At 62.2% G+C, this 9,904-nt stretch carries 10 protein-coding genes; 7 read left to right on the top strand and 3 right to left on the bottom strand.

What is annotated here, in order from left to right; all coding sequences use genetic code 11:
- Window positions 1-781, bottom strand: a 781-nt coding sequence (locus OXH56_08040; GenBank protein MCY3555257.1) for a hypothetical protein, incomplete at its 3' end; no start/stop codon positions are given.
- A gap of 39 nt (window positions 782-820) precedes the next feature.
- A complete protein-coding gene (locus OXH56_08035; GenBank protein ID MCY3555256.1) occupies window positions 821-1,912 on the bottom strand; it encodes a sialidase family protein in 1,092 nt (363 codons plus the stop codon).
- Between the two features lie 270 nt (window positions 1,913-2,182).
- Between OXH56_08035 and OXH56_08030 the strand changes: the two genes are divergently transcribed.
- The 6 genes from OXH56_08030 to OXH56_08005 all read left to right on the top strand — a co-directional run bounded on the left by OXH56_08030 (window position 2,183) and on the right by OXH56_08005 (window position 8,224).
- A complete protein-coding gene (locus OXH56_08030) occupies window positions 2,183-2,701 on the top strand; it encodes an Rrf2 family transcriptional regulator (protein MCY3555255.1) in 519 nt (172 codons plus the stop codon).
- Between the two features lie 88 nt (window positions 2,702-2,789).
- Window positions 2,790-4,223, top strand: coding sequence for a Fe-S cluster assembly protein SufB (gene sufB / locus OXH56_08025; GenBank protein ID MCY3555254.1), 1,434 nt, complete (start codon window positions 2,790-2,792; stop codon window positions 4,221-4,223).
- A gap of 86 nt (window positions 4,224-4,309) precedes the next feature.
- Window positions 4,310-5,074, top strand: a complete 765-nt coding sequence (gene sufC / locus OXH56_08020) for a Fe-S cluster assembly ATPase SufC (GenBank protein MCY3555253.1) — start codon at window positions 4,310-4,312, stop codon at window positions 5,072-5,074.
- A gap of 28 nt (window positions 5,075-5,102) precedes the next feature.
- Window positions 5,103-6,536: a Fe-S cluster assembly protein SufD gene (gene sufD, locus OXH56_08015; protein MCY3555252.1), complete on the top strand. Its 1,434-nt coding sequence runs from the start codon at window positions 5,103-5,105 to the stop codon at window positions 6,534-6,536.
- A 34-nt stretch (window positions 6,537-6,570) separates the two neighbouring features.
- Window positions 6,571-6,885 (top strand): iron-sulfur cluster assembly protein, encoded by a 315-nt coding sequence (locus OXH56_08010; protein ID MCY3555251.1) that lies wholly within the window; start codon window positions 6,571-6,573, stop codon window positions 6,883-6,885.
- 58 nt (window positions 6,886-6,943) lie between these two features.
- Entirely contained in the window at window positions 6,944-8,224 is a 1,281-nt protein-coding gene (locus OXH56_08005) for a cysteine desulfurase (protein ID MCY3555250.1), read from the top strand.
- 32 nt (window positions 8,225-8,256) lie between these two features.
- Here OXH56_08005 and OXH56_08000 read toward each other — a convergent pair whose 3' ends face one another.
- A complete protein-coding gene (locus OXH56_08000) occupies window positions 8,257-9,234 on the bottom strand; it encodes a phytanoyl-CoA dioxygenase family protein (GenBank protein MCY3555249.1) in 978 nt (325 codons plus the stop codon).
- Between the two features lie 269 nt (window positions 9,235-9,503).
- Here OXH56_08000 and OXH56_07995 point away from each other — a divergent pair.
- Window positions 9,504-9,904, top strand: a 401-nt coding sequence (locus OXH56_07995; GenBank protein ID MCY3555248.1) for a phytanoyl-CoA dioxygenase family protein, incomplete at its 3' end; no start/stop codon positions are given.

The following is a 9,904-nucleotide window of genomic DNA, read 5'->3' as shown; positions in this document are numbered from 1 at the left end:
GCGGGGTGGTCCACGACCGTCCATCCGGGGTTCCGAAGGCGATATGGATATCGATGTCCGACCCCGCCCTGAAATCATGGGTCCAGAACGTGGCGGCGAGGCGCCCGTCTCCGGGGTGGATGGCCAGCCGCTGGTCCCAGTAGGCCAGCGCGTTGTCTGGATGGCGGGCTACGGTGACGAACTCCGGCCAGGTCCGGCCGCCGTCCCGGGAAAAGCGCAGCCGCGCCGCGGGCCGTCCGGGTGACGAGTCCTCGTATTCCTTCCACTGTTCGTAGGGCTGGGCAAGGACGCCGCCGGGCAGCTTGATAACGGCATGCGAACAAGGTGAAGCGGCGAGGTGGGGCGACGTATCCATGCGTCGCGGCGGGCCCCAGGTGCAGCCTACGTCCGCCGACTCGACGTGCATGATGCGCATGGGCAGCAGGCCCTGCGTGTCCGGGTGGATGAAGGGTAGATCCGGGTCGGAACGGTCGACCCACAGGGCCGTGGCCATGAGTCTGCCCGGAACAAGCTCCGTACTGGTCAGCCCCTTTATTTCGCCCGGCGTGCCGTCCCAGGATCCCCTCCCGTAGCCGTCGTAGCGAAGTTCCCAGGTACGGCCCAGGTCCGCAGTCGCCCAGATGCAAGCGTGCCCGTCCACCGAGTCACGATCCGCGCCCCATCGGCCCGAGACGAGCATCGTGCCGTCATGGAGGCGGTTGATGGTGGTGAAGGCGCAACTGCTGCGGTGATCGGGGATCGGACGGCCGTCACCGACCGTGCCTGAATCAAGGACTCGCACGCAAGGCTCCCGAACCGTAACCCCTTCCTGAACAGGATGTTACGCGTTTTTGTTCCAGTGGTGAATCAGGCTGGATGCGTCGTAGGACAACACCTTGCAGGCGACGTCCGCGGCGCGGAACATCTCCCATTGCCGGTCCGGTGTCCCCGCCGTGTAGTAGGCGGTAACCAGCCGTCCGCCTTCCAGGCTGGCCGTGGAGGGATAACCGATGTCGCCGCCGGGCAGGGAGTCGTCGAGCACCAGGCGCCGCTCATCCCAGGTCGTCCCGCCGTCCCGGCTGATAAGGCCCTCCACACCGAAGGGGGGATGCCGGCGCCCGAAGACGAGCAGCAGCCAGCCGTTGGGCAACAGGGTGAGGTCCGACGGGTGTTCCTTCGCGTCCGTGACCCGGCCGACCATGCGCCAGGTGTACCCGCCGTCTTCCGACACGCAGGCATGCAGCGCCTGCTCCGCGCGTTCCTCGGATCGGGCGACGAACAGCCAGCGGCCGTCGGGGAGGATGGCCACGTCCGATTCGTTCAGTCCCAGCGCCACCAGGGTCGGATCGCCCCAGGAACGGCCGTTGTCTTTCGACCGGAGTATGTACGTCGGCGTCGTCGCGGGGCCGACCCGGACCGTGCCCTCCTCGGGCTCGCAACACGGCGCACCGCCGTAGATCAGCATGTGCATGACGCCGCCTGCCGTGAAAATCTTGCCGAAGGGTGAAGCGCCGTTGATCGGGGCATAATCGATGAGTGCGTCGTCCACCCAGGTATGGCCGCCGTCTTCGGAGTATACCACCCGGGTATCGGCCCTGCCTATTTCCGGTTTCCAGGCGCCTTCGTCGTCATAGGAGCCCTGCCAGTGGTAGGCCAGCACGAGCGTGCCGTCCGGCGCCATGCCGAGCGCGGGGTTCCGGTCGTCCCGTTCGCTGTCGGCCACGGTCACAGGCCCGGACCAGGTCAAGCCTCCGTCCGGGGAGCGCCCCACGTCCAGCCGCCCGCCCAGGCCCATGTGTGCGGCGCCGCCGCGGTAGGCCATGAGCAGATTACTGCCGCCCAGACGGGTTATGACCGGGAAATAACCTTGTCCCGTCACCGCGTCGACGACCTGGGTACCGGGGAGCAGGCGCACATCGAGTTTTTCGGACATGGGTGGTCCTTTTACCCTCGTTCAGGCGTGGGAATCGGTTGTGTGGATATGGGACCGACGGTAACGCCGGCCGCCAACGATGTCAAGGAGATCGCAACGGAAACGGCAACGCCCCGCTTTCGGCACCCCGCCTTCAGTGGCCGGCATGGTTCAATGCATGAGATTCAGCACACGACAGCCGCTCCAATACGCACCGGATTTAATACTTGACATAAAAGTCAGGTTTGCTATATTCACATTGCTATCTGACCTTTGTAAGGAGACTCGATCATGAAAGTGACCGCCCAGGAAGAATACGGACTGCGGTGTATCCTGCAGCTGGCGCGATACCATTCCCGCGACCCGGTCACGGGTCGGCAGATTGCCGAGTCGGAGGGCATTTCCCTGGACTACGTATCCAAGCTGCTGATGATCCTCAGACGGGCGGAACTCGTCCGAAGCGTGCGGGGGATCCGGGGCGGCTACGCGCTGGCCAGGGAACCGCAGCGCATAACGCTGGGCGAGGTCATGCGCGCCCTGAGTTCGGAAGACGGGGTCATACTTACGAGCCCGGACGCGCACATGTGCGATCATTTCTCCGGCCACCTGGAGGCCTGCACGCACCTGAACGCGTGCGCCATCCGTCCGGTCTGGACGGTCCTGGCCCGGTACCTGTCCGGCGTGCTCGACCACATCACCCTCATGGACCTGCTGCAGACGGAACACCAGGTCCTCGAGGTGGTGGAGCAGGTCTCCCAGGATACCATGCGGGAGCCGGCGATGGGCGGTACGATCCAGATAAGCCGTTAGCACGGCGGGCTCGGCACGGCCGTCAGCGCAGCAGGTTCTGCATGGCGGGCTCGGCACGGCAGGTTTTACATCGATTCAAGGAGATGCAATGGAAGCCATCGAAACTTTAGCCCAGCAGGAATACAAAGAAGGCTGGGTGACCGACATCGAGATGGAAACGGCGCCGCCGGGGCTCAACGAGGATATCATCCGGTTCATATCCGCCAAGAAGAAAGAGCCCGAGTTTCTGCTGGAATGGCGCCTGAAGGCCTACCGGCACTGGCTCACGATGAAGGAGCCCAACTGGCAGTACATGGCCTATCCGCCGGTAGACTACCAGGATATCGTCTACTACGCCGCGCCGAAGAACACGCCGCAGTACAACAGCCTCGACGAAGTGGATCCCGAACTGCTGGCGACCTACGACAAGCTCGGCATTCCGCTGGAAGAGCAGAAGGTGCTCGCGGGCGTGGCCGTGGACGCGGTCTTCGACAGCGTGTCGGTCCACACGACCTTCAAGGACAAGCTGGCCGAACTGGGCATCATCTTCTGTTCCTTTTCCGAGGCGGCGCAGGAACACCCCGACCTGGTGGAGAAGTACCTGGGCACCGTGGTGCCGTACCGCGACAACTATTTCGCGACGATGAACTCGGCCGTATTCAGCGACGGTTCCTTCTGCTACATCCCGCCCGGCGTCCGGTGTCCCATGGAACTCTCCACCTACTTCCGCATCAACACGGCCGGAACCGGCCAGTTCGAGCGCACCCTGATCATCGCAGACGAGGGTTCCTACGTGAGTTACCTGGAAGGCTGCACCGCGCCTATGCGGGACGAGAACCAGCTGCATGCGGCGGTCGTGGAACTGGTGGCCCTGAAAGACGCGCAGATAAAGTATTCCACGGTGCAGAACTGGTACCCTGGCGACGAACAGGGCAAGGGCGGCGTCTACAACTTCGTGACCAAGCGCGGGGCCTGCAAGGGGGATAACAGCAAGATCTCCTGGACCCAGGTGGAAACGGGATCGGCCATCACGTGGAAGTATCCCAGCGTGATCCTGCAGGGTGACCATTCCATCGGAGAGTTCTATTCCGTGGCGTTGACCCGCAACAAGCAGGTGGCCGACACGGGGACCAAGATGATCCACGTGGGGAAAAACTCGCGCAGCACCGTGGTTTCCAAGGGGATATCCGCGGGCAACGGCCAGAATGTCTACCGGGGAAGGATCCAGGTCCTGAAGAAGGCGGACGGGGCGCGGAACTACACCCAGTGCGACTCGATGCTGATCGGCGACCGCTGCGGCGCCCATACCTTTCCCTATATCGACGTGGGAAACAACTCGGCGAGCGTGGAACACGAAGCGTCGACCGCCCGGATCAGCGAGGACCAGCTCTTCTATTGCAAGACCCGAGGCATTTCCACCGAAGACGCCATTTCCATGATCATCAACGGGTTCTGCAAGGAGGTCTTCCAGGAACTGCCGATGGAATTCGCCGTGGAGGCGAAGAAGCTGCTGGGGATCAGCCTGGAAGGCAGTGTGGGTTGACGAGAACGGGCGACCAGGACCAGGGCGGTTGAGCCCAAGGTGACCAAGCCTGAAACCACGAAATACAACAGGAGAAAGCAAGCGAGATGGCATTACTCGAAATCAGGAATCTGCGTGGCGGGATCAAGGACCAGGACATCATCAACGGGATCGACCTGACCGTAGACCGGGGCGAGGTCCATGCGATCATGGGGCCCAACGGCTCAGGAAAGAGCACGCTGGGCAAGATCCTGGCCGGCCACGAGGAATACGAAGAAACCGGAGGCACGGTACGGTTCCAGGACAAGGATCTCTTCGAGCTCACCCCCGAGGAACGGGCCAACGAGGGCATGTTCCTGGCCTTTCAGTACCCGGTGGAGATCCCCGGCGTCAGCAACGCCTACTTCCTCCGGGCGGCGATGAACGAACGCCTGAAGTACCGTGGCGAACCGGAAATTAGCGCCGGCGCGTTCCGGCGGCTGCTGGACAATAAGATGAAACAGGTCGACATGGACCCCGAACTGGCCCGGCGCCCTGTGAACGAGGACTTTTCCGGCGGCGAGAAGAAACGCAATGAGATCTTCCACATGGCCGTGCTCGAACCGACCCTTTCCATTCTGGACGAGACGGATTCCGGGCTGGACATCGATGCCATGCGCATCGTGGCCCACGGGATCAACCAGCAGCGCACCGCGGACAACGCCATGATCGTCATCACCCACTACCAGCGACTGCTGGACTACGTCGTGCCGGACTACGTCCATGTCATGTACCAGGGCCGGATCGTGAAGTCGGGCAGGAAAGAGCTGGCCTTCGAACTGGAAGAAAAGGGCTACGAGTGGATACGGGAAGAAGTGGAAGCTGCCGGCTGAGTCCTCAAAGGGAGAACGGGAACACGAAATGACAGAAGCATTGAAACAGACTGCGGACACGCGATACACCTCGTTTTATGATGCTTACGACCGTATCCGGACCATGGATGCGCCGCTCTGGCTGCACCGGATCCGTTCGGATGCCATGAAGCGCTTCCGGGAACTCGGCATGCCGGTCGCCCGCGAGCTTTCCTTTCCGCTCAAGGAAGACTGGATTTACACCGATCTCCGGCAGATCGCGGACACCTCCTACCAGACCGGCCCAGGCGGGCCGGGCGTACCAGGCAGCCCAGGCAGCCCAGGCGCATCAGGCGGGCCTGGCGGGCAAGTGGAAGCGATGTTGGACGAGGATGCGCTCGCGCCTTACGAATTCGGCCAGAACGGCTGGCACCGGATCGTTTTCGTAAACGGCGTGCACGCGCCCGCGTTGTCGCACGGGCCGGAATTGCCCCGGGGCGTCGTGGTAAGCAGCCTTGCTGACGCCCTCGCGGATCATCCGGAGCTCGTCCATTCGCACCTCGCGCGCTATGCCGATTACGAAGTTGCCGGGCTTACGGCATTGAACACGGCCCTCTTCGAAAACGGCCTGTTCATCCACGTACCGCGCGGCGGATCCCTGGAAACCCCGGTGCACGTGCACTACGTAACGACCGGACTTGGCGCCCCCCTGGCCACGCAGCCGCGCACGCTCATCACGGCGGACGACGGGGCCAGCCTCAAGGTGGTCGAGAGTTATTCCGGCTTGACGGACGAGGCATACCTTACCAACGCCGTTACGGAAATCACCGTGGGGCGGGACGGTAACGTGGAACACTACCGGATCAACCGGGAAGGCGCGGGGGCCGCCCATCTGTCCACCAACCAGCTCCACCTGGAGGGGAACGGCCGGATCTCCACCTTCAACATGAGCATGGGCGGCGCGTTGACCCGGAACGATACGAACGCCCGGCTCTCAGGCGAGCACGCGGTGGTGCGCATGAACGGGCTGTTCCTGGTCGCGGGCGACCAGCACGTGGACAACCACACCGCCATCGATCACGCCGTGCCGAACTGCGACAGTTACGAGGTGTACAAGGGCATCCTCGAGGGGCGGTCCCGCGGCGTGTTCAACGGCAAGGTGTTTGTCCACCAGGACGCCCAGGAAACGGACGCCAAGCAGCTGAACAAGAACCTGATGCTCTCGTCTGACGCGATGATACACACCAAGCCTCAGCTCGAGATCTACGCGGACCAGGTGAAATGCACCCACGGCGCCACCGTGGGCCAGCTTGACGAAGACCAGATCTTCTACTTGCGGACCCGCGGCCTGTCCCATGACAGCGCATGTCACCTCTTGACCTACGGGTTCGCGGCCGACCTGATCCGGCGTCTCGGGATCGACGCCGTCCGTACCTCGCTGGATACGCTCTTCGAATCCACCATCCGGGATCTGTCGACGGCCCGGGGCCGTACGGATAGATAAGCGGATACACTACACGCGCACAGGGGATTTAAGAATGGATACGGATGCCGTTAAAGAACGGATTGTGGACGTATTGAAGACGTGCTACGACCCCGAAATCCCGGTCAACATCTACGAAATGGGACTCATCTACGAAATCGACGTTCAGCAGGACGGCATGACCAACATCAAGATGACGCTCACTTCGCCGAACTGTCCGGCGGCCCAGTCGCTGCCCGCCGAGGTGGAAACCAAGGTAAAGGACCTGGACGAAGTGTCGGACGCCCTGATCGAGATCGTCTGGGAGCCGCCCTGGCATATCGACATGATGACCGAAGACGCCAAGCTCGAGCTCGGCATAGACTACTGATCGCATACGGCCGGCACAGACGGCTATCACAAGCAGTTATCGCCGCAGTCGGGGAATCATGGAAGAAGCACTGGTAGAAACGCCACGCGAGCTGGATGACGCGGTCCGCCTGTCAGACGAACACGCCCTGCGTTACCGCGGGGATTTCCCCATCCTGGACCGGAAGGTGCACGGCAAGCCGCTGGTCTACCTGGACAACAGCGCCACGTCGCAGAAACCCCGGGCCGTGCTCGACGCCCTGGACGACTACTACACGCGGCTGAACGCCAACGTGCACCGCGGACTCCACACGCTCAGCGAGGAAGCGACCAACGCCTACGAGGCCGCCCGCGAGAAGGTCGCCCGATTCATCAACGTACCGGCCCGCAGCCTGGTCTTCGTGCGGAATACGACCGAGGGCATCAACCTCGTGGCGAGCGCATGGGGCCGGAAGAACGTCGGGGCGGGCGACGAAATCCTGCTGTCGGTCATGGAGCACCACAGCAACATCGTGCCCTGGCAGATGTTGGCGCGGGAAACCGGCGCCGTGCTCCGGTATTTCGACATCCGCGAAGACGGGTCGCTCGACATGGACCAGGCGGACGATCTGATCACGGAGCGGACGCGCATCGTGTCCATCGCGCACATGTCGAACGTGCTGGGCACCGTCAATCCCATCGAAGCCGTCGTGGAAAGAGCTCACGACGCCGGTGCGCTGGTCTTCGTGGACGCTGCGCAGAGCGTGCCGCACATGCCGGTGGACGCGGCGCGTCTGGGCTGCGATTTCTTTGCGTTTTCCGGCCACAAGATGTGCGGTCCGACCGGCATCGGCGGACTATACGGCCGGCAGGAATTGCTCGAGGCGATGGAGCCCTACATGGGCGGGGGTTCGATGATCGACGAAGTCCGGCTCGATGGGTTCACCAGCGCGGACATCCCGGAGAAATTCGAGGCGGGAACCCCCAACATCGCCCACGCTATCGTCTTCAGCGATGTGGTGGACTACCTCTCCGCCGTCGGGATGGATCAAATACACACCCACGAAAGAGCGCTGACGGACTACACGATCGAGCGGCTCGAGGAAATCGACGGCCTGACGGTCTACGGTCACGCGCCGGGCCGGGGAGGGGCGATCTCCTTCAACCTGGACAACATGCACCCCAGCGACCTGTCGACGGTGCTGGACCGCCATGGCATCGCCATTCGCGCCGGGCACCACTGCGCGCAACCCCTCATGCGCCGGCTCGGGACGTCCTACGGCGCTACCGCGCGGGCAAGCCTCTATTTCTACAACACCTCAGATGAAATCGATACCATGATCGCAGCCATCCACCGGGCACGGACCCTCTTCGGCGCGTAGTCTTTCCGCCCCACGGACTGATGTCGGATCGGTCAACGCGGTACCATGACGCCCTTCACGGACGACGCAGGCATGTCGCCCATCATGCGCGCCGGACGCATGCCCAGGGCCGTCTCCCTGGGACTGAGCGCGTCGCATGGCGTACCGAACTTCGGCAGGGCGAAGGGCAGATGGGAGTTTCCGCGGGCGAGGATGTGGAGGTGATTCGCGGTCGGCCCCTCGAAATCGGCGCCATGGTTCCACGGCACCCAGGACCTCGCGTTGCAGTAATGGCCCACGAAAGCCCGGCGGAACCGCGTCCCGGTCCGGTTCTCGTGCGACCGGTGCAGAAGGTGGCCGTGAAAGAACAGGGCATCCCCCGGCTCCATCCGCGCGGCCACCTCGCGACCGGCATACTTCCCGGCGACAGGGGCCAGTCCGTTCAGGGATTCATCCGTCGCGCTGGCACCCTCGATGATCCGAAGGTCCCCAATGGCGCCGTCGGTGTGGTTCTGGCCCAGCTTGTCTTCGTCCGGATAAATCGGTTCAGAATGCGATCCCGGTATGACCATCATGCAGCCGTTTTCTTCATCCGCGGGATCCACGGCCAGCCAGGAACCGATCAGCGTGTCGGGATAGGTGGGTATGTAGTAAGAGTCCTGGTGAAAACCCTGGCCTTCGCGGCCGGGTGGCTTCAGGAACAACATGGTCTGAAGTGCCAGCACGTCCGGACCGATCAGGGCTTCGAGTACGTCCAGGATACGGGGTTGCAGCAGATACCGCTCATGCAGCGCGTGCTTCCGGTGAAGCATATGAATGCGCAGCCAGTGCTGTCCCATCTGTTCGGACGTCAATCCGGGAGGCGGTGGATCGACCCCTTCGATGGTAATCCTTCCCTGCATCAGTACTTCGGTATGGCGGCGTATATCTTCCACTTCCGCACCTGACACCAGTCCGCGGACGACGAGGAAGCCTTCGCGGTGATAGTCGATATAGTCCTGGACGCCGATCCGGTAGCGGTCCGTCGACATAGTGCGCTCCTCTGGGTTGAACGATGGTGGATGTAGCGATTCCGGCCAGGCGCCGTACCGGTCGCGGCCGGTTGCCGTACCGGTTTCGACCACGCGCCGTAAAGTCGAATAAAACCCTTGAGATGTTAAAAAGGGTTGAAATTTCTTGCCCGTAAGTTAATTTACGTTATTCGTGCGAAATTCTGCACTGAAATGTTTATTGTTGTTGATTTGTATGGGCTTGGACTATATATGAGTTATTCGATCCAATCCCCGGGTTCTTCAGATTTATGAATCCAAATCACATTGGTGCCGAAGAGGTTGAGTTCTTTCAGGAGAATGGCTTTCTCCGGATTCCGGGGTTTTTCTCGAAGCGGGAAATCGCGGAACTGGCCGACGCGCTGGACAAGACGGTCGAGGAGAAGAGAGCACGCATACTGGGTGGTGGAGGCGAGACGGACGACGATTACAACCGCGTATTCAACCAGATGGTCAACCTGTGGGTCGATTACGAGGTCATCCGGAAATACTCGTTTGACGCGCGGTTGGCGGAGATCGCCCGGAAGATATCGAAGTGCAAGCGCCTGGTCATCTACCATGACCATGGACTGATCAAGCCCGGCGGTGAACAGAGCAAGGCAACCAACTGGCACCAGGACGCACCGTACTGGCCTATGGAACAAGTCGGTGC

It is taken from the genome of Gemmatimonadota bacterium, from assembly GCA_026702745.1.
GTDB lineage: Bacteria > JAAXHH01 > JAAXHH01 > JAAXHH01 > JAAXHH01 > JAAXHH01.
The sequence above is the reverse complement of the archived record's forward strand: the minus strand, read 5'-3'. Positions and strand labels throughout refer to the sequence as shown.